This window comes from Alteromonas sp. KS69 (assembly GCF_003989595.1).
Classification (GTDB): Bacteria; Pseudomonadota; Gammaproteobacteria; order Enterobacterales; family Alteromonadaceae; genus Alteromonas; species Alteromonas naphthalenivorans.
On record NZ_PYHU01000021.1, the window covers coordinates 1 to 20355 of the forward strand.

General features: G+C 43.8%; 23 protein-coding genes and 1 pseudogene. 12 read left to right on the top strand and 12 right to left on the bottom strand.

Going from position 1 to position 20355, the window contains the following annotated elements; all coding sequences use genetic code 11:
• Window positions 1-348 precede the first annotated feature (348 nt).
• Window positions 349-2529, bottom strand: coding sequence for a TonB-dependent receptor (locus tag C7Y69_RS13470; protein ID WP_105934129.1), 2181 nt, complete (start codon window positions 2527-2529; stop codon window positions 349-351).
• A gap of 121 nt (window positions 2530-2650) precedes the next feature.
• Between C7Y69_RS13470 and C7Y69_RS13475 the strand changes: the two genes are divergently transcribed.
• Window positions 2651-3535 (top strand): IS982 family transposase, encoded by an 885-nt coding sequence (locus tag C7Y69_RS13475; RefSeq protein WP_126873070.1) that lies wholly within the window; start codon window positions 2651-2653, stop codon window positions 3533-3535.
• Between the two features lie 150 nt (window positions 3536-3685).
• Window positions 3686-4807, top strand: a complete 1122-nt coding sequence (locus tag C7Y69_RS13480) for an ISAs1 family transposase (protein WP_126873071.1) — start codon at window positions 3686-3688, stop codon at window positions 4805-4807.
• 94 nt (window positions 4808-4901) lie between these two features.
• On the opposite strand, the gene C7Y69_RS13485 is transcribed toward C7Y69_RS13480, so the two are convergent.
• Entirely contained in the window at window positions 4902-5768 is an 867-nt protein-coding gene (locus C7Y69_RS13485) for a hypothetical protein (RefSeq protein ID WP_126873072.1), read from the bottom strand.
• 257 nt (window positions 5769-6025) lie between these two features.
• On the opposite strand from C7Y69_RS13485, the gene C7Y69_RS13490 reads away from it, so the two are divergent.
• The 6 genes from C7Y69_RS13490 (at window position 6026) to gmhB (ending at window position 10808) form a co-directional block, all read left to right on the top strand.
• Window positions 6026-6322: a hypothetical protein gene (locus C7Y69_RS13490; protein ID WP_126873073.1), complete on the top strand. Its 297-nt coding sequence runs from the start codon at window positions 6026-6028 to the stop codon at window positions 6320-6322.
• A gap of 76 nt (window positions 6323-6398) precedes the next feature.
• Window positions 6399-7139 (top strand): glycosyltransferase family 2 protein, encoded by a 741-nt coding sequence (locus C7Y69_RS13495; RefSeq protein WP_126873074.1) that lies wholly within the window; start codon window positions 6399-6401, stop codon window positions 7137-7139.
• 101 nt (window positions 7140-7240) lie between these two features.
• Window positions 7241-7585, top strand: a complete 345-nt coding sequence (locus C7Y69_RS13500) for a hypothetical protein (RefSeq protein ID WP_071978365.1) — start codon at window positions 7241-7243, stop codon at window positions 7583-7585.
• Window positions 7586-7893: 308 nt separating this feature from the next.
• Entirely contained in the window at window positions 7894-9402 is a 1509-nt protein-coding gene (locus C7Y69_RS13505; protein WP_105934646.1) for a transposase, read from the top strand.
• A 246-nt stretch (window positions 9403-9648) separates the two neighbouring features.
• A complete protein-coding gene (locus tag C7Y69_RS13510) occupies window positions 9649-10101 on the top strand; it encodes a hypothetical protein (RefSeq protein ID WP_071978362.1) in 453 nt (150 codons plus the stop codon).
• A 128-nt stretch (window positions 10102-10229) separates the two neighbouring features.
• The gene (gmhB, locus tag C7Y69_RS13515; protein ID WP_071978361.1) at window positions 10230-10808 is read left to right on the top strand and encodes a D-glycero-beta-D-manno-heptose 1,7-bisphosphate 7-phosphatase; all 579 of its coding nucleotides are present in this window, start codon (window positions 10230-10232) and stop codon (window positions 10806-10808) included.
• Between the two features lie 123 nt (window positions 10809-10931).
• On the opposite strand, the gene C7Y69_RS13520 is transcribed toward gmhB, so the two are convergent.
• Together C7Y69_RS13520 and C7Y69_RS13525 are read right to left on the bottom strand one after the other, a co-directional pair.
• Window positions 10932-11237 (bottom strand): c-type cytochrome, encoded by a 306-nt coding sequence (locus C7Y69_RS13520; protein WP_071978360.1) that lies wholly within the window; start codon window positions 11235-11237, stop codon window positions 10932-10934.
• Between the two features lie 347 nt (window positions 11238-11584).
• Entirely contained in the window at window positions 11585-11770 is a 186-nt protein-coding gene (locus C7Y69_RS13525) for a hypothetical protein (RefSeq protein WP_071978359.1), read from the bottom strand.
• Between the two features lie 101 nt (window positions 11771-11871).
• On the opposite strand from C7Y69_RS13525, the gene C7Y69_RS13530 reads away from it, so the two are divergent.
• The gene (locus C7Y69_RS13530) at window positions 11872-12435 is read left to right on the top strand and encodes a GNAT family N-acetyltransferase (RefSeq protein WP_126873075.1); all 564 of its coding nucleotides are present in this window, start codon (window positions 11872-11874) and stop codon (window positions 12433-12435) included.
• A gap of 12 nt (window positions 12436-12447) precedes the next feature.
• Here the strand turns inward: C7Y69_RS13530 and C7Y69_RS13535 are convergent, their stop codons facing one another.
• Genes C7Y69_RS13535 through C7Y69_RS21915 form a run of 3 tightly spaced genes read right to left on the bottom strand, consistent with a single transcriptional unit; the run spans window position 12448 to window position 13712 of the window.
• A complete protein-coding gene (locus C7Y69_RS13535; RefSeq protein WP_071978357.1) occupies window positions 12448-12909 on the bottom strand; it encodes a hypothetical protein in 462 nt (153 codons plus the stop codon).
• Window positions 12906-13130: a hypothetical protein gene (locus C7Y69_RS21910; RefSeq protein ID WP_232230544.1), complete on the bottom strand. Its 225-nt coding sequence runs from the start codon at window positions 13128-13130 to the stop codon at window positions 12906-12908. Before C7Y69_RS21910 ends, C7Y69_RS13535 begins: the two co-directional genes overlap by 4 nt.
• A 15-nt stretch (window positions 13131-13145) precedes the next feature.
• Window positions 13146-13712 (bottom strand): amino acid permease, encoded by a 567-nt coding sequence (locus tag C7Y69_RS21915; RefSeq protein ID WP_232368351.1) that lies wholly within the window; start codon window positions 13710-13712, stop codon window positions 13146-13148.
• A 313-nt stretch (window positions 13713-14025) separates the two neighbouring features.
• On the opposite strand from C7Y69_RS21915, the gene C7Y69_RS13545 reads away from it, so the two are divergent.
• The 3 genes from C7Y69_RS13545 (at window position 14026) to C7Y69_RS13555 (ending at window position 16592) form a co-directional block, all read left to right on the top strand.
• On the top strand, window positions 14026-15411 hold the full coding sequence (locus C7Y69_RS13545) for an IS91 family transposase (protein ID WP_100970935.1): 1386 nt from the start codon (window positions 14026-14028) through the stop codon (window positions 15409-15411).
• A gap of 291 nt (window positions 15412-15702) precedes the next feature.
• Complete coding sequence (locus C7Y69_RS13550) at window positions 15703-16143, top strand: hypothetical protein (protein ID WP_198520990.1); 441 nt, start codon at window positions 15703-15705, stop codon at window positions 16141-16143.
• An 11-nt stretch (window positions 16144-16154) separates the two neighbouring features.
• A complete protein-coding gene (locus C7Y69_RS13555) occupies window positions 16155-16592 on the top strand; it encodes an SMI1/KNR4 family protein (protein ID WP_071978354.1) in 438 nt (145 codons plus the stop codon).
• 551 nt (window positions 16593-17143) lie between these two features.
• Here C7Y69_RS13555 and C7Y69_RS22080 read toward each other — a convergent pair.
• From C7Y69_RS22080 to C7Y69_RS13575, 5 genes and pseudogenes are all read right to left on the bottom strand, one after another.
• Window positions 17144-17386, bottom strand: a complete 243-nt coding sequence (locus tag C7Y69_RS22080) for a hypothetical protein (RefSeq protein WP_409513432.1) — start codon at window positions 17384-17386, stop codon at window positions 17144-17146.
• Entirely contained in the window at window positions 17383-17763 is a 381-nt protein-coding gene (locus C7Y69_RS22085) for a transposase (protein ID WP_409513433.1), read from the bottom strand. The genes C7Y69_RS22080 and C7Y69_RS22085 overlap by 4 nt, the downstream gene beginning before the upstream one ends.
• Before the next feature lie 10 nt (window positions 17764-17773).
• Window positions 17774-18376, bottom strand: coding sequence for a cytochrome c5 family protein (locus tag C7Y69_RS13565; RefSeq protein WP_126873077.1), 603 nt, complete (start codon window positions 18374-18376; stop codon window positions 17774-17776).
• A gap of 12 nt (window positions 18377-18388) precedes the next feature.
• On the bottom strand, window positions 18389-19651 hold the full coding sequence (locus C7Y69_RS13570) for a hypothetical protein (protein WP_126873078.1): 1263 nt from the start codon (window positions 19649-19651) through the stop codon (window positions 18389-18391).
• Window positions 19652-19927: 276 nt separating this feature from the next.
• Window positions 19928-20355: pseudogene (locus C7Y69_RS13575) on the bottom strand (efflux RND transporter permease subunit); the annotation flags it as partial.

Sequence of the window (20355 nt, forward strand, 5' to 3'; positions counted from 1 at the left end):
GGCCCTGCTGAACGGTTACATGCAGTTACCTACAGTAAGAGATAACATCTCTCCCTTACGTATTCCTGTTTCATAAAGAAGTATAATAATTAGCTTATTTCTAAAAAATATGCACGTTAGTTAAGTGTTATTTTCACTGTTTGGGATAAAATGTTGGTCTAATTCAGTTTTAATTTTTTTGAGATTTTATCCCTTCTTCAGTTTCATAGCTAAAAGGTACAATAATGGCTTTATCAAATACCTAAACGCGTTAATTCGAAACGACATTTAAAGTAAAACCATAGTATCTAATGTAAAAAGCCGCTAAATAAGCGGCTTGATTTTACGTGATAATGCGTAAACTTTTAATTAAAAGTTATAACGCACTTTTACGCCATATTGGCGAGGTTCACCATAAGTGTTACTTGTATTACCGCTATCGGTAAGTGAGCCATCTAAATTTCGGCCAGCGGTGATATAAGTAGCATAACGTTCATCTAGCATGTTAGTGCCGTATAATGAAACTTCCCATTGATCATCAAATGTCATCAACGAAACTCTTAAATTAAGTAATGAATATGAGTCTGACTGGAATTTTTCTTCGTTGTTGCTTTTAAAGTAAACACCGTCACGCCATGCATAATCACCTCTGAAGACTAAGTAACCAACATTGGCTATTTCGGTAGTATATTGCGCGCCTAGTGAATAGGTTAAATTTGGCGTGTTAGGTAACTCGTTGCCAGCAAAATCTACACCTTCCCCCTGTGGAAAGTAGTCAAATTCGGAATTAGTATAAGTAACCACCAAATTAACATCAAAATTATCACTTACACGAGCAACAAACTCACCTTCAATACCTTGAATAGTGGCTTTACCTGCGTTTGTTGTAGTTGAAATGCCACTATCATCATCGTATTCAACAACCTGCAAATTGGTGTAATCATATAAAAACAAACCAACATTGGCACGTAAACGATTTTCCAACAAGGTTGATTTTATGCCTGTTTCATAACTCCATAAGTCTTCTTGTTCAAATGAAGTGCCATCACCAATTTGAAAACCGCCCGATTTAAAGCCACTAGTTGCTGAGGCATAAATCATAATGTCATCAGCTAAGTCATAATCTAAGGCAAAACGCGGTGTCCATGCACTCCAACTGTCATCCGGTGTTCCTGTGTCATCAAGGCCGCCATTAACATTAGTAATATAGCCATAATTTTTACTTTCATAGCTATAGCGTAAACCAAATGTGGCTCTTAATTTAGGGTTAACATCATAGGTCATTTGGCCAAAAGCCGCATAAGCTTCGGTAACATTTTCTTCGGTAATTTCAATGGCCAAACCATCAAATAAAAGATCAATACCCCCGCTGCCATCTTCTTTTAAATAAAATAGGCCAGTGATCCAATCTAAACCATCAGGTGTGGTATTTGATAATTGAAACTCTTGAGTAAATGATTCTGAGGCTTCAAAAAAATTGATGTTAAATACCGTAAACTCTGTAGCATCCGCATCCGTGGTTTGATCGAAATCACTTTCACGGTATGAACTAATCGACTTTATGGTGTAATCATCGCCAGTCCATGTCAACGTTGATGAAAGCCCCCATACTTCAACGTCTGTTTTAGGTTTATAGTTTAGCGCTATATCGTAGTCATCTTTTGGTATTGCCGCACCCGCGTCAACATAATCTTGGGTATAACCACCGCGTTGGCTAATATAGCCCGTGCCGCCATCATTGTTGTAATCGCCTCTTAAAACGATTTCTAATTTATCTGATAAATCAATAGCAAGCGTTCCACGGCCAGCAAAGGTATCTTCATCTTGGTATTCTTCACCCGTTAACATATCTTTGTAGATACCATCACGGGTATTTTTTAATAGCGTTACTCTACCGCGGCTATTGTCAGTTAAACCGCCAGAAAAAGTACCTGTTAGTGTTTGTTTATTATAACTGCCAAGTGTTAAACCAACGGTTCCTTCAGCATCATCGGTGGGCGCTTTAGAAATAATGTTTAAGGCACCACCAACAGAATTTCGACCAAATAAAACCCCTTGTGGACCACGCAGCAATTCTAAGCGTTCAACATCGAACATATCTTGATAGCCCGTGGTTGGCCTTGGTTGGTAAATTCCGTCAATATAAATAGTTGAGCTAGGATCAGTGGCGACACCAAAAGCGGTTGTGCCAACACCACGAATATTAATAATTGCCATCGAATCATTAGTAATCGTTATACCTGGGGCGAAAAACTGAAAATCGTCCATGTTGGTGATACCCATTTGATCCAAAACATCGCCTGAAATAGCGGTAACACTAATAGGAGTTGACTGAATACTCGCTTCACGTTTTTGCGCCGTGATTTGAATCGTTTCAAAAAGGGTATCTTTTCTAGCCACTTTTTCTTCTGTTTGTTGCGCTGTTTTAGTTTCCGTCTGATCGTTGTCGCTGTTTACTTGAGCTTCAGCAGCAAAACTTTGCCCCGATGATAAAGCCATAGCTAAAGTAAGGGCACTTAGCGGGTAGATAGTTTTTAACTTATATTTCATTCGACTATTCCTTTCATTAATTATTATTTAACCCCAACTCGGTTTAAGAAATTGAACTAAATGCCGTTCCAAGATCCGATCTTTCGACCAAGAAAGTGGGAACAAAACAAAAGGAACAGGCATGAAGAATTTAGTAGAGTTGTACTGTGATGTCGATGATTTTTGCAAAGTATTCATTCCACAATGGCAAAAGCAGCTACTAGAAGATGGTAGTCGCCAAAGGCGCAGAGATAGTCGTATGTCTATGGGCGAAATGATGACAGTCGTCATTGGTTTCCATATGAGCCATCATCGTGATTTCAAGAATTATTACCTAGGCTATGTCTCGTGTTTTTATAAAAAGGACTTCCCTAAATTATTGAGCTACACACGATTTTTGGAAGTGATGCCTAGTCTTATTGTACCCATGTGTGCTTATTTCACTTCACTCAAAGGTAAACCCACAGGTATTGAATTCATTGACTCTACAACCTTAAAAGTGTGCCATAACATTCGGATACCAAGGCATAAGACCTTTGAGGGTGTTGCACAAAGAGGAAAAGGTACGATGGGCTGGTTCTATGGGTTCAAGTTACATTTAATTGTAAACTATAAGGGGGAGATTGTTGCCGCTAAAGTCACCACAGGTAACGTGCACGATACCAAGCCAGTCGAAGAGCTAGCGGAAGGTTTAACAGATAAACTTTACGGCGACAAAGGCTACTTAAGCAATGCGCTCAAAGACAATTTATTTGATAAAGGCGTCACGCTTATCACAACGGTTCGTAAGAATATGAAAGCAAAAGCGATGTCATTATGGGATCGGGCAATGCTGTCAAAGCGATTCATTATCGAGACGATTAACGACCAATTAAAGAATATATCTTTCATTGAACACTCTCGTCATCGCAGTATTAATGGTTTTACGCTTAACTTGATGGCTGGACTGGTGGCTTATTGTCTCAAAGAAAACAAGCCATCCCTTAATTTAACTGACGTTGAGAGAAATTCCATGGTCATCGATTAAACCGATCTGGGGTTATTTATTATTTATTATTTATTATTTATTACAGGGCAAGATCATGAACATAAATCGTTCAATTGACGTTTGAATCGCCAACAACTCTGGACGATAGTAAGCGTCTGTGATCTTATACTCTCTTTTGCGGAGAGAGTCATGGAAACAGGCGCATTTGAACAGTTTTTTGGTGAGTTAGAAGATCCCAGACAGTCAGCCAAGGTAGCCCATCTATTTACTGATATTTTATTTTTGGTGGTATGTGCGTCCATCGCTGGAGCCAAAGGATGGGAAGATATCGAAGATTTTGGCGATCTGCATTTTGACTGGTTTGCCGCTAAGGGATTATTCAAGAACGGCTTACCGGTTCATGACACCATAGCGCGTGTGATATCGCGGATAGACAGTGGGCAGTTTCAGCGTTGTTTTATCGGCTGGATGCAATCGGTGGTGGAGTTATCCGAGGGGAAACTCATTGCTATTGATGGCAAGCGGCTTTGTGGCTCTTATAACCGGGAAAACAGGCAGTCGGCTATCCACATGGTTAACGCCTTTGCCTCAGAGAATAACGTCGTATTAGGACAGATTAAAACTCAGAGCAAATCGAATGAAATCACCGCCATTCCAGCTTTGCTGACTATGCTGGACATAAAAGGCTGTCTGATATCCATTGATGCAATGGGCTGCCAGAAAGAAATCGCTGAGCAAATTATTGATGGTGGTGGTGACTACCTTCTGGCCCTGAAAGGAAATCCAAAAGAGCTGCATGATGCCGTCCGTAAGGCGCTTTCTGGTGCGATAAATCAGGAAGTAATTTGTCTGGAAAAAGCTCACGGAAGAAGTGAAGCCAGAGCGTGTCATGTAATGGAAGCGGGTTCGTTAACGGATAACTTCTGTGAATGGAAAGAACTGAAAACTATTGGTGTAGCACTGAGCTATCGGCAGACGAAACAGGGTAAAGAATCCCTTGAGTATCGTTACTACATTAGTTCTGCCAAGTTATCAAAAGCCCGATTTGCAAATGCAGTACGGAGTCATTGGGCTGTAGAAAACAGCCTTCATTGGGTGCTTGATGTCTCGATGAAAGAGGACGAATGCCAAATATATCGTGGCAATGCTGCTGATATATTATCGGGTGCGAGGAAGCTGGCCTTGAATATGCTTCGTGCAGAAACCACCAGAAAAGTCAGTATTCCTCGCAAGCAAAAGCGCGCACATGGCAGCACTGAGTACCTGGAACAGTTATTAACAGCGGGGTTGGGAAAGTTGAGTAAAAATTAAGCATTCATGCTCTCACCCTGCGATATCAAGCGCTCACTTATTGAGTGCCCGTTTATCCTTGGGGAACACTTGAGTCTGTTGAGTGGTTGGGAAATTAACTTTCCGTGACGGGCATAGTGCGCCCAAGCTTGTCGCTCAACCATCGCACAAATGGACGATGCTTTCGGATTTTTTTGACGCTTTCGGGTAAGTGCAAAGCGTTATGAGGCGTATATTCAAGAAAAAATGCGTTTAGTTTCTCTCTGATATATTTTTTAGGCTTTTTATGCCAATAGTGATAAATGTTTGCGTTACCAACGTTTTTAATGGTGCCGTTCAAGTCCAGAACAATGCCCACCGCAAGCTGTTCAGCAGTGTGCCAGTGGGTTAACCTGTTGATCTGACGCATTAATAACAGTGCCTTTTCAATCAAATCGACCGACTCTTCAGACACGCCTATCACGCCAGAATTATACATAGGCGAAGCTTTTGTAACTTTGATCAACCCTTCCTTGGACACCTCGAATTGTTTTCCAATCGCTTTTTTGTAGTGCCTATAAAACTTTTTCTCGCCAAGCCTGCCTTCCTTTTTATGCATCAGAAGTTGTGCTTTATCGATATCGTCAAACAGGTGCACCAGATTTCTTTCTATAATAGTGTCGCTGTCGATAAAAATAAGTTTTTTAGCATAGTTCTCAAGAATGTGCTTTACCCCTCTTAATTTCAGTTCAAAATGATAGCTAGTACCTTGCAGCCAGTCTTGCCTGGTCTTTTCACTCATTAAAATTGGCGTTACACCTTGAATATTTTCAAAGTCACCAGTTCGTTCTACCAGGACTAAAATGGGAATTTCTGGCGTTGATAAGCGCAAAGTTAAAATGCTGTAAGCCGCCTCCTTATAATATATGTCGTCCCCATAAACGACATATACGAAAGCTCGCTCTACCTTTGAAGCTTTGTCTAAATTTTCTATTTGACTCATTTGTTTTACCTGCTTTGTAGTGTGCTGCCAAAAAATTGGCTTGTTGTACTAAGAGCCTGCTGAGTAAACTTTGCTGGCATTAACCGAAGCTGTTTTCTTGAACACTGATCGCTCAAGCTCTGACAAATTGAAATGTATTTAGTTTAATTTCTTGGGAAAATTATTAATTGGAAGGAGCGCCCTGAAATATTTATTAGCACCTGGCAGCCAAAGAAAACATCTGTCAGTGCCCAGATCACTTTTAACAACGTCTATTCATGTATTCCTGGACGATCAAAAATTACTTACCGAGTGCCTTAGCCGCTATATTGACTTTTATGGCATACGTTGATCTCAAGCTCATTCGCGCCAGGCTTACCTCTAGACTGGAAGACAGCGAACTTATTGCATATAACTTGTCATTTGATGTACATGAGATGCCTTTACCTTTCGGTTTCATGTCATCAACGAAAGTGACCATGTGGCAATCAGATGCACCTAAGAAACGCAGCTTCGTCACCAATAGTCCGCTTATCATTCATCCCTACACAGTTGCCCTGGTGATTGTAGAGTAATGAGGCCAATCGTACGGTTATGCCATTACATTAAGTTAAGATATACTCTTACCTCTCTATTAATAAAAGGTAATTTATGATCCCCTGTAGCGTGTTTATTGTTGCGCAAGATGAAGCCAACAACATTGAGCGAGTGTTACGCTCCGTGAGTGATTTTGCACAAGTATTAGTTGTGGACTCCGGTAGCACCGACAACACCGTTGCATTGGCTGAAGCAATGGGCGCAGAGGTTATCCATCAAGATTGGCTGGGTTATGCAGGGCAAAAGCAGTTTGCTTTAAGCTTATGTCAACAAGATTGGGTATTAAACCTTGATGCTGATGAAGCGCTTACCCCTGAGTGTATAGCCGTGATCAAACAAACCATAATCCGCAATGATATCGCCGCATTGCGTTTTGCCCGTAATGATATATTTATGAACCAATTGCCAAACAAATGGATGAAAAAACCCAATAATCTGCGTTTATATCGTCGACAATTAGCCCATTTTGATACAAGCGAACAAGTCCATGAAAGTGCCATTGTAGAGGGAAAAGAAATTCGAACACAGGTGGCTTTTACCCACTTTGGATATAATCGTATTGATGCCTTGGTTGCCAAGAATAATTTGTATTCTTCATTTAGAGCAGAAGATAAATTTGCTCGCAATAAGCGCCCTAGCCTAATTAAACTGGCCCTTGTTTTACCCTTCACATTCTTGCAGAAATATTTTTTACAAGGGCGTATAACCAATGGTAAACGAGGCTTAATATTAGCCACCATTGATGCGTTCTATGCTTTTTTGAAAGAAGCTAAGCTATGGAAAAGTATCTTGTAGACAGTGATCCAAACAAAAAATCAAAATAAAAAACCCTTTTTAAAACGTCACTCGTTAGTTGTTAGTAAGACTTCTATTTTGTTATGAAACAAGGAAAAAACATGCTTACATCTACGCTATTACACAAATATAAACTGACATTAGTAGCAGCATCAGTGACCTTTTTATTTGCCTGTGCTGGGCCTGATAATCAAACCGAAAACAAACAAGCAGAAACACCTGAACAAGCCACTGAGCGTGAGGTGGTGAAGAGTGACTCAGTGACTCAAACGAAAACGACTGTAAGCAGAATACACATAGCCGAACAGCACGCCATTGGCAAAGCCAACAAGAACCCCAATTTGAAGGTTCCTGATTATTACATTAGGTTGCATAACGAAAATTATGATTCCAAAGATAAAAAACTTTTATTCAACAAGGTTGAGTTAATTGTTAACTGTGAATAACTATTTGCATTTCGGGGGGTGGAAAATCTGTTTTCGACCCTTCTGTACAAAAACGTCAGTGGGTTGGAAATTGATTTCTCGGGTGCGCTAAGCACAATAAAGCGACGTTGACAAGGTCGCTCTTGACTGGCAGTTGCCATTCTAAGGTTGGAAATATCAACTGAGAAGTGAGTGAAAATTCGACATTTAATGAGTTGTTTGCGGTTTTAGTTGACTGACAAAAAACATCCAAACCGGACATTCAACCAGTCGTAAGTTAGGTCTTTTTTTGCCACACTTGTCGGTACACAATTCAGGGATGAAGGAGTGTGTTGGCATTACAACAAAGTGAAACATACAAGCGCCATCGACCAGAAACAACGCTACTCTATCAATTGGTTGAACGTTACTACCCAGACTTTACCGCAAACCTAGCCGACCAAGGCAAGTATTTACCCAATTATGTTGAGCGTGAGTTTGATGATTTCTTGCGTTGTGGACGACTAGAGCACGGCTTTTTACGCGTGGTATGTGGCGACTGCCAGCATGAGAAGTTAGTCGCTTTTAGCTGTAAACGCAGAGGTTTCTGTCCTAGCTGCGGAGCCAGAAGAATGGCAGAAAGTGCAGCGCTACTTGTAGATGACGTATTACTTGGTTATCCAATTCGTCAGTGGGTCTTAAGCTTACCTATTCCACTTCGATTACTGCTAGCAAGAAACCCAAGTGAATTGAGCAAAGTGATGCAAATCATTCACCGCGCCATTTCCACGCACATTGTGAACAAGGCCGGCTTTACCAACAAACAATCGAAAACTGGGGCTGTTACCCTTATTCAGCGATTTGGTAGCGCCCTCAATCTAAACATCCATTTCCATATGCTGTTTTTAGAAGGAGTAATCAGTGAAAATCCATGGGGTGGTACGACTTTTACCCGCATCAAAGCGCCGTCCCATAGCGACATGGTGGAGCTAGTTCACACCATTAGCTATCGAATTGCCAACTATTTGGAGAAAGTGGGGTTAGTGGAGCGCGACATAGAAAACAGTTTTCTTAACTTACCTATTGATGATGAAGATAGTCTATTGCAGTTGCAAGGGGCCTCCGTCAGCTATCGGATTGCCATGGGACCACAACAAGGTCAAAAGGTGTTTACACTACAGACACTCCCTGCCAGCAATGAAGGCGAATATGGTCAGTTAGCCAATACCTCAGGTTTTTCCTTACACGCAGGGGTCTTCGCTAATGCCGATGAGCCAGAGAAGTTAGAAAGACTATGTCGCTACATCAGCCGCCCAGCGATTAGTGAACAGCGTTTAAGTATGACTGACCATGGAAAAGTGCGCTATGAATTAAAAACACCCTATCGAGACGGCACAACACATGTATTCTTTGAACCGCTCGACTTTATTGGCAAACTAGTGGCCCTCATTCCACCGCCAAGACTAAATCTCACCCGATTTTATGGGGTATTTGCTCCCAACAGCAATCTAAGAGCACAAATTACTGCGTCACAGAGAGGCAAAAACAGCCCGAAAATTGTCAATCAAAAAGATGGGCAATCAGATAAACCTTACCATGCAAGGGCTATGTCATGGGCACAGCGGTTAAAGCGGGTATTCAATATAGACATTACCGAATGCGAAAAATGCGAGAACCACAATGTAAGCATCATCGCTTGTATTATAGATATACACGTTATTCAGAAAATACTGGCACATATAGATAAAAAGCACCCAACTTCTAAACAAACAAAGCTATTGCCACATTTGCGTGCACCACCTGATGAACAATACACAAACGATTTCACTATTCAACGTGACTTCAATTTTGGGGCGTAGGCTCCATTTACTGCTGCAAGAGTAAAGAAAAACGCTAGTAAATGGTGGGGCTATTCGCGCTTCACCCCCCATTTCCTGCACCAAAGGCCTATCGTCGCAAGACATTGCAAACTAACACGCCTTAAAATACTCCCACAATTCGATAATTCAACAAACCAATCTAGTCAAAAAGACAACTGTCATAGGGGGTAGAAAATAGCTTTAATCCGTCTTATACTCCGTTTGATCTGTGAAAAAGAGTTAAACTTGGATCTTACCCAATTGATCGATGCTTCACTGAAGACTTTTGTTGATGTCTCTCTGGATCCGGAAACCCGCAACAAGCTGCAGCAATTTTTTAATGCTCGTCAGCTGGCGTTGTATCAGTCCAAAGGGTTACCAACTCAGGTGGTAGGGGCGGTACAGGCAGTCAATATCACCAACCCTTTAGATTTTGAAAAGCGCGTGTTTGCAGTCGAACGATTTAGCCAATCCGACGAAAGCGCTGCGCTGGCAGAAGCCAACAAACGGGTAGGGAACATTCTAGCCAAGTCTTCATTCGACGGTGACGAGATAACTATCGACGAATCTTTGTTCGAGGGCGAAGAAGCCGACCTTTATTCAACAATTAATCAGGTCTCCGGGCTTGTTCAAGACCTTGTTGCTCACCGTAATTATCAAAGTGCGCTAGACGAATTAGCCAGCCTGAAACCGTGGTGAATAATTTTTTCGATAAGGTCATGATCAACGCTGATGATCCCGCAATCCGCAATAACCGCCTGAAACTGATCAGCAAGCTCAGAGAGCTATTCTTGGGTATTGCTGATATATCTTTGCTGCAAAAATAGATGGCTGATTTTTCAGAGACTATTGGCGTGGATAGCCCGGCGACTAAGCTGGTGATACTGGATAGAGATGGTGTGATAAATCAGGATTCAGATCACTACATTAAATCACCGCAGGAGTGGATCCCGATTGAATCCAGCTTGCGCGCAATTGCCAAGCTCAACCGAGCGGGATATAAAGTCGCCGTAGCGACCAATCAGTCAGGGATCGCGCGCGGGTATTTTAGCGAAGTCACCCTGGCGCTGATCCACAAAAAAATGGAATTTTCTCTGGCGACCGTTGGCGCGCATATCGATGCCCTTGAGTATTGTCCTGACCATCCGGATAATGCAGGACCCAACCGTAAACCCAACCCCGGAATGCCGGTAAAGCTTTTGTCTCGCTTTAATGCTAAGAACAGCGAAACCTGGTTTGTCGGTGATTCGCTGAGCGACATTGAATGTGGTATGAATGCCGGTTGTAAACCGGCGTTAGTACTCACCGGCAAAGGGAAAGCAACGCTCACAAAGCAAGGTCTTCCTTTAGATTTGCCTGTTTATGCGAACCTGCAGGATTTTACCGACAAATTACTCAACCCTTAGCGCTCAAGCATAAACCTCAAACAAAAAGCCTAGGCAAAAAAATACCAGCCGATTGGCGGGTATCTGTGTTTCTATCGGCGGCGGTCTTGCCGGTAGGCTAAACCCCGCCCTTTGCTTGTTTTTTTACTTCTTGCCAAGACTTTCGTAGTAAGCTGCTATATTGGCGATGTCAGCATCGCTCAGAGCAGCAGCCTGGCCATTCATAATCGGATCTTTACGAACCTGAGATTTATAGTCATTCAGTTGCTTAACCAGATAAGCCGCTTTTTGGCCTTTCAGATTAGGGTAGTTTGGCACAAAACTGATACCGTCAGGGCCATGACACCCGGCACAAGCCGCCGCTCTGGTTTTTCCAGCGTTCACGTCTGCAGCGATAGCAGAGGTTGATAAAAAGGCAGCAGCCAGTAAAGTGATTGACAATAATTTCATGGTATTTCCTCTAAATGCGCCAAAAACGGCATTTTAATCGATTTCGGCCCAAAAAGTAATGATCTAGATTAATATTTGTGCTGGATTTAGTGCGAATGTATACGAACGATTTCACTATTCAACGTGACTTCAATTTTGGGGCGTAGGCTCCATTTACTGCTGCAAGAGTAAAGAAAAACGCTAGTAAATGGTGGGGCTATTCGCGCTTCACCCCCCATTTCCTGCACCAAAGGCCTATCGTCGCAAGACATTGCAAACTAACACGCCTTAAAATACTCCCACAATTCGATAATTCAACAAACCAATCTAGTCAAAAAGACAACTGTCATAGGGGGTAGAAAATAGCTTTAATCCGTCTTATGCTCGTCATCAATTTGCTTGTTCAGCAGGAAAAACGGGTTTATTTGACTCAGCAACACCATGATTTTGTTGATGCCCTTGGCGGGCATGGATTTCTCAGAACGGTACTTTTTAATGACGGTGTCAGCATTGATTCTGACAACGTCGAAATCATCAGCAAAGAGCAGTTGCATGCTCTCGGTGAAAAGTTCAGAAGTGCACTTTAGAGGCGTAAAGCTGTCAACCACAAAAACAATTTGTTATCATGGAATAAAACGACTAGAAGAAGAAAAACATGCCAGCAGCTCCTTTTCCCATTTTGACTTCAGAGCGTCTTATCCTTAATGAGCTTAAGAAGACGGATCGCAAGCAAATCTTTGAGATTTTCTCCGATCCTGATGTTACGGCTCATTATGATGTTGAGCGCTTTAAAGAAATCAAGGAAGCTGTTCAATTGATCAAATATTTCTCCTCCAGGTTTGAAACCCGAACCGGTATTCGCTGGGCAATACGTAAAAAAGGCGAACCTAAATTGATTGGCAGTTGCGGATTTAATAGTTGGAACGAATTCGATGCCAGCGTGATCCTTGGATACGATTTAGCACCAAAGCATTGGGGAAAAGGCTTCGTCAGCGAAGCTGTAAAGTGCATTCTGGATTATGTCTTTAGTGCAAAATTTCCTATCAAAATCAACCGGGTAGAATCTTTGATATTACCCAGTAATTTACCTTCTATTTCAGTAACCCTAAGAGCGGGGTTTGAGTTTGAAGGGGTAATGCGAGAGAAGTGTTTCTGTAATGGTGCCTTCCACGATATTAATCTTTACAGCCTGATACGCAAAGATTATGAAGCGGCATAACAGCGATAAGAGTCACTGCTTAGTGCCATTCTGAATGTCCATCAATTCGCTGGTGAGTTCTTTAAGTTTTTTCTGTAAGTGTTTTTTGCCGTCCAGTTGATAACGAGAAACCAATATTGCTGATGGGGTTTTCTTTAACGCAAAATCAATAACCAGGTCAAATTTTCTTGAACGTAAGGCTGTTTTGTTTAGAGGATGCAAAAGCAGCGCTTTAAGCAAAGGCCCGGTTAACTCCAGGCTGCGGTTTCCCTTACTAAACAATGCCAGTTTTTGTAGATCTGGCCTGGAAAGGGAACCTTGTGAGTTCTCAGCATTATCCTCGATAACAGCTAATAACAGACTTAACAAACGATTGTCCAACTGCTGATAAATACCGTCTAAATGAAAAAACAGCAATTCCTTAAAATTCTGCGCTATCAATTCTAATGATCCACTCAATAGTCCATCCGCTTTTAGAGGGTTGAGCACAGTCATACTGAATTCATTGTGCCGAACAAAGCAAAGCCACCGAGTGTTTGCCATTGCAGGGCGTTAGTTTGTGTGGTCGCCCAAATACATAGTACTAGTGCAATCGGTCCAGCCACAATGATCGCAGCATTAACAGACGGTTTACCGGCTCGCTTGCGAAGTTTAGGCAACGCAACAATCGATTCAACATAAGCGAGTAAACGAGCAAGAGTGCTTACTGCCGCCAACGCTAAAAAGTCGTCTCACAACGCAAACATAATTGCCCCAACTCCGTAAAATATAATCGAATTTGCTGGAGTACCCCAGCGTGATACCTTACCAAACCAAGCGGGCAACAAACCATCGTCAGCAAGGGATGGCGGCATCCGACTTGCCGACGTATGCCCTGCTGTCAAGTTAGCAAGCACGCTGACCACAAAACCCGGATAGGCGCCAAAGGCGTCACCTACATATCGCTGTGGGCCACCGGAGCGATCCGTCAACATGGTGAGCTCTGCAAAACAAATGAGGATGGCCATGACCAGAATACCGCCAATCAACAATAACCAAGGGGCGAATGTTCCCACCGCTGAATGGAGTGCTTCTGGCAAACCAAATATGCCGGCGCCTATCAGTCCGTTTACTACTGTCACTATACTCGCTCGCTTTGCCCCAATCGCCATTCTAGTCCCTAGTTCAAAACGACGCATTTGAGTACTGTAGCTCAAAATACCGTACAAACCTACACCGGCTAAAAACAAAGTGATAATGGCTAGTATGGCGGTAGTGATAGCGGTTGCATACTTACAAAAAAGACTCAACGCTAGCAAAGCATTCTACAATTATCTCATCACGGTGAAAAAATTAATCATGCAGAGAAGCCCAATTTGACGAAACAAAGAATAAGTATAATTTTCCAACCTTAGCACTTAAGGCTATTTGCATTCTGAGGTTGGAAGTAACGATTTAAATGGAAACGGACTAACATCCGTTTTGTGCAAAAGATGGTAGATTAAGCCAAGCTTTGTAGTTTTTTCTATTTAAATGACTGACAAAAAACATCCTAAACCGGTCATTCAGCCAGTCGTAAATTAGCCCTTTTTTTGCCACACTCGTCGGTACATAATTCAGTGATGAACGAATGTGCTGGCAAAGCAACAAAGTGAAACATACAAGCGCCATCGACCGGAAACAACGCTACTCTATCAATTGGTTGAACGTTACTACCCAGATTTTACAGCAAACTTAGCCGACCAAGGCAAGTATTTACCCAAGTATGTTGAGCGTGAGTTTGATGAGTTCTTGCGTTGTGGACGGCTAGAGCACGGCTTTTTACGCGTGGTGTGTAATGACTGCAAGCATGAAAAGTTAGTCGCGTTTAGCTGCAAACGCAGGGGCTTCTGCCCTAGCTGTGGCGCCAGAAGAATGGCCGAAAGTGCAGCATTGCTAGTAGATGATGTGTTACAGGGTTATCCCGTTCGCCAGTGGGTATTGAGTTTACCCATTCCGCTTCGATTGCTTCTAGCAAGGTACCCAAGTGAACTGAGCAAGGTGATGCAAATCATTCACCTCGCCATTTCCACTCACATTGTGAACAAAGCAGGTCTTACCAACAAGCAGGCAAAAACCGGTGCCGTTACGCTCATTCAGCGATTCGGTAGCGCTCTTAATCTAAATATCCATTTCCACATGTTGTTCTTAGAAGGTGCAATAAGTGAAAATCCATTAAGTGGCACAACTTTTACCCGCATCAAAGCACCGTCCCATAACGACATGGTGGAGCTAGTCCATACCGTCAGCTATCGCATTGCCATGGGCCCTCAGCAAGGCCAGAAAGTATTTACACTACAAACCTTGCCTGCTAGCAATGAAGGCGAGTATGGTCAGGTAGCCAATAACTCAGGTTTTTCCTTACACGCAGGGGTTTTCGCTAATGCCGACGAACCAGCGAAATTAGAAAGACTATGTCGCTACATCAGCCGCCCTGCCATTAGCGAGCAACGTTTAAGTATGACTGACCATGAAAAAATCCGCTATGAATTGAAAACCCCCTATAGTGACGGAACAACCCATGTTTTCTTTGATCCTATAGATTTTATTGGTAAATTAGCGGCACTCATTCCGCCACCAAGACTCAATCTCACCCGTTTTTTTGGGGTTTTTGCGCCTAACAGCAATCTTCGTGCGCAAGTCACCGCTTCCCAGCGAGGTAAAAATAGTCCTAAACTTACGAATAAAGAAGATAGCCAAACTGCTAAGCCATACCATGCCAGAGGGATGATGTGGGCACAAAGGCTAAAACGTGTCTTCAACATAGATATTACTCAATGTGAGCAATGCCAAAGGCACAATGTGGCGATAATTGCCTGCATTATAGAGCCTGCCATCGTTCATAAAATACTGAAGCATTTAGATAAAAAGTACCTAGTGTCTGCGCAACCAACACAGTTGCCACCTTTGCGTGCACCACCTAAAGAACAATACGCAGACGATTTTACTATTCAACGTGACTTCAACTTTGGGGCATAGACGACCTCTACGGCAAGAGTGAATGAAACACAATATTACATGGTGGGGACATTAGCGCTCTAATTTCCCAATTCCTGTACCAATAGCCTATCCTCGCATGACATTGCAAACTAACACGGCATAAAAACTTACACAATTCAACATTTCAACAAACTGAGCTAGTCCAAAAGACAACTGTAACCAAGGGGCAGTAAATAGCGCTTATTCTTCTTATACTCTGTTGTCGGCGAGTTTGCGGACCTAGCAAATGCTGGTATATACCTAATAAGAGGAAAATATGGTGATGCCGCCATGTCAGCAGCAGCCATGATACCTGTTGCTGGTTGGGGTGCATTCGCAGCTAAGACTGGCAAAAAAGTAGTCCAATCAACCGGTCAGCCAGGAGCTCCAGACTTTACAGGGTCTGTGTTACCTGTTACAAAGTATGAACCCAATGACCCTCCTGTAAGAATCGATGGTGATTGGTCTGTCAACGATATGAAGGCTGCTTTGCTTGGTCATCCGCCTAAAGGTTTAGGTAAGCCAGACTTGCATCACGCAGATCAAATGCCGGGGTCGGCGATTCACAAGATACTCCCAGAATTACATCGTGGCAATAAGTCTCTACATCCCAATAAGTTCAACCAGGGAGTAACTCCTGAAATGAGGGACGCGGATAGAAAACTGCATTGGTGGTATCGCGCTAGAGAGCAAGGGGCTGACGATGCGTTGCCAAACTGGATTTATGATTAAAGGGTTAAACAATGGATTTCGATGCTTTTAAAGAGTTGGTAGAGAAAACAAAAAATGACCACCCAGTTTGGTTTGGAATGGAGTCGGATGAAATTCCCGATGAAGCAGCTGTAACTGAAGCTGAAGGGAAGCTTGGTGCCGAGCTTCCTGCCGACTATATAAATTTTATCTTTGAGTACGGTGGAGGATACTTTTCATTTTCCAACGTGTTTTCTTTAGAAGAGAGAAGCGACTGGAATTTGGTTGATCTTAATTATAAGTATGATGCAATTCGTAATGGTTACGTGCTGATATCGGAAAACGGATCGGGCGATTTTTATGGGTTTAAGGTTGTTAATGGTGTTTGTGATTCAAAAATATACTTCTATGATCACGAGGTAGAAACATGGCAAGATTCAACACATAGCAACCTCTTTGACTATTTGGAGAAATTTGCGCTCTCTAACTAGTTTGTTGTTACAAAGGGGGTACGCCATGGTCCATTGAACCCTGGTCCTCTCGATGATGCTGTCGCTGCGACGTTCAGAGGCGGATCTTATACAGCTAATACTCTAAGTGAAGCGACGACGCTATACAGAGTATATGGTGGAAACGCTGGAAAGATTGGATCTTATTGGACTCGCACTAAACCAAGTGGACCTCTCCAATCTCAGCTCGATTCTGCACTTGCACCTCAATGGGGAAATTCCGCGAGTAAAGTTGTGAGCATGCGTGTTCCAACGGGGACCACCATCTATGAAGGCGCTGCTGCCTCACAATCCACGGGAGTAGGCCAGATATTAGGAGTATAAGGAAAATAAAAGCTATTTACTACCCTCAGTGGCAGCTGTCTTTGTGACTAGATTGGTTGATGAAAATGTCGGATTGTGTAAGTTTTTATGACGTGTTAGTTTGAAATGTCATATGAAGATAGGCTTTTGGTACAGGAATTGGGTGATCAGGACGCCATTGCTCTCACCATGTAATAGTGTGTTTCTTTGACGCTTGCAATAAAGGTAGTCTATGCCCCAAAGTTGAAGTCACGTTGAATAGTAAAATCGTTTGCGTATTGTTCTTTAGGTGGTGCACGCAAAGGTGGCAACTGTGTTGGTTGCGCAGACGTTGGGTACTTTTTATCTAAATGCTTCAGTATTTTGTGCCTTTGTGCCCACGTCATCCCTCTGGCATGGTATGGCCTATCAGTTTGGCTATCTTCTTGATTGTTTAGTTTAGGACTATTTTTCCCCCGTTGTGAAGCCGTCACTTGGGCGCGCGAAGGTTGCTGTTAGGGGCGAATACCCCGAAAAATCGGGTAAGGTTAAGCCTTGGTGGTGGGATGAGCACGGCTAGTTTGCCAATAAAATCAATTGGGTAAAAAAATACGTGTGTGGTGCCATCTCGATAAGGTGTCTTCAATTCATAACGCACTTTTCCCTGGTCGGTTATGCTTAAACGTTGCTCACTAATGGCTGGTCGGCTGATATAACGGCAAAGTCTTTCTAACTTCTCTGGCTCATCTGCATTGGCGAACACGCCAGCATGTAAGGAAAACCCACTTGTATTGGCTACCTGACCATACTCGTCGGCATTGCTAGCCGGTAATGTGCAGAGTGCCCGGCTGACACCGAGCACTCTGCCCACAGATAAAGCCCTATTTCTCGAAGGTGGTTCGCATATAACCAAGTACGGCTTTCAGGTCGGCGTCGGTCAGACTGACATTGCCGCCCCGCGGTGGCATGGCCATGGGCGAGCCTGGACTCTGAAATCCATTGATGATGTTGCTCAGTAACTCTGCATCATTTTTGCTCAATGGGCCTTTCGACTTGGTGAAGTCCGGAGTGCCAGGAAAGGCACCCTTGCCGTCGCCGCCATGGCATGCGATACAGGTGCTTTTGTAGACTGCCTCACCGGATAGACCGGAGTTGGCCAGATCCACCGATACAGACTTTACTGTTACCTTTTTGGCTGGTGTGTTTGATGCCTGCAGGAAAGCAAGAATATCTCGCGTATCCTGACCCCACAGACCGGCGCGGATACGCATGTGATTGACAGTGGTTTCCCAGTAATCATCTGACAACTCCTTCGGATCGCGCATGTTATGACAACGGGCGCAGTTATTCGCCCATTTCTGAGCACCCTTTGCTGCATCGCCTTTTGCTTCGGCCAGAGCCGGTGTGAGGAAGGTTGCAGACAGTAACAAAGCCGTAATACTTACACCGAAAAGTTTGCTAGTAATAAATTTGCTGATTTTCATGTCAATTCTCCCCTAAAAACCGTAAGCCAGTTGCACTCGCACAGTGTCTTCATCATCTGCGCCTGATGAGTCGTAGTCTTTCATCTCATAATTGAGTTTGGCGATAACATGGGGTGCAAAAAGGTAATTCAGCCCCAGTGTGCGCTGAGAGTAGTTTTCCCCAGAATGAGGCGTCTGTAATTCGCTGGTGCGAACGACGACTTCAAATGATGTCGAGGGGATTTTATAGGCTGCCTGCAAATACCAGGCCTTCCATTCGCCCACCTCAACATCGTCAAACTCTGCGGGGCCTGCATAACCGTCAGGTAGGTCATCGCTATGAAATTCGACACCGGCACTACCTTCGCCAATCTCTGTTTTGAGGTATTCGCCTCGCAGCTCTAGGTTGTTCCAGCCATAGCGAAAATCGGCACCGATAACATCATAATCAAATTCGCCTGTGGATTCGATATCAAGCTCAGGCCCATCATGTCCACCCGCAAAAGCATCCGTCACTGTGGCTTTACCTTTAGCGGCGGAAATCCCTATTTCCAGACCAGAAAACGGCAATAGCCCAAGGCGACCACCAAATGACTTCTTCCCGTCAGGGTCACTGGTACGGCCTTCGGTTTCCACTTCCTCGATAGCCAGTTCGTATTCCCCTTCATCATCCTCTACACCGGCGGCCAGGGTGGGCCCATTACCAACATAAACAGCATAATTGGCGCGCATCTCACCGAGTGGAAACCCGCCGCGCAATTGCAGGCCGGTCTCAGTTAGGGGCGCAGCTCCGCCATGCCCGAAACCAGCGGGTGCCGAGACAGCCTTATTGATCCAGCTAGGGTGCAAATTCTGCCGGAATTGACCTATGGGACTTAAAAATTTTCCCGCACCAAGCGCTACATAGTCATTCAGGAACAGGTTGATAGAGGCATATTCCAACGCTAGCTCAGTGTCCCCATCAGCTGTGTTCGACAGCTCAAATTCTGTTTCGAACATTAGCCAGTCTTGGTAATTGTAGTGGATGATGGGGGCGACCAATACCTTGTTAAAAGCGGCGTTGCCTGAATCCGGGTCGGCGTACTCGACCGATCCATAACCTGCCATATGAAATGACGAATCTGTATTACGTTCCGCTGCCGTGTTTTCCAAGCGATCAACTTGATTTTGAAGATCGTCGACTTGCTGCCTGAGATTGTCGGTCTGATTGTCTGCGTAAACAGCGGCAGGAACTATTGCCGCTGTAACACTTAAAGCCAGAAGGCAGCATTTGAGTTTTGACTTCTTCATGTTCATGGTTTTCCCCTATCGTTGATTTGCCCAACTTCTACACCGGTAGCTGTCAAGCTAGTTGTCGCCTAAGGTGTGTTTTATTAAGCTTCTTTGTTTATTATCATGGGTGATAATTACGGATGGATGACACCAGCATGACAAGACTGTAATGTTGGGGAGTTTTGTTTGATTCAGATCAACCAAATAGCGTTAACCTATTTGTGCTTTTGGTGCTTTATTGGTTTATACCACAGAGCTCCGGCAGGGGCAGACAAGTCTGCCCCATTTAGTTTGGCAATATTATGCTTTCAGCGAACGGGTGCGCCATAGGTAATACACCGCTGGCACTACCAACAAAGTCAGGATCACCGCGCTCACCATACCACCGACCATCGGCGCGGCTATCCGGCTCATGACTTCGGAGCCGGTGCCGCTGCGGTCATGGCTTTTGGTCTGACTCTGAGGGCGCCGCCTTCGAGGATGGATTCAATAAGATCGCCCCTGGTCATGGCGCGGCCGGCCGCGGCCACTCGTTTTCGCATTTGCTGATAGGTTATTTCCAGAAAGACCAACATGATGACGCTGAGCTCGGTGGCAACACCCGCCAGGGCGATAAAGCCGACCCCGGCCGCTACCGAAAAGTTGAAGTCGAGCAGATACATCAGCCAGATCGCTCCCACCAGGGAGAATGGCAGGGTCCCCATGATGTAACCGTTCACCAGGGCCCT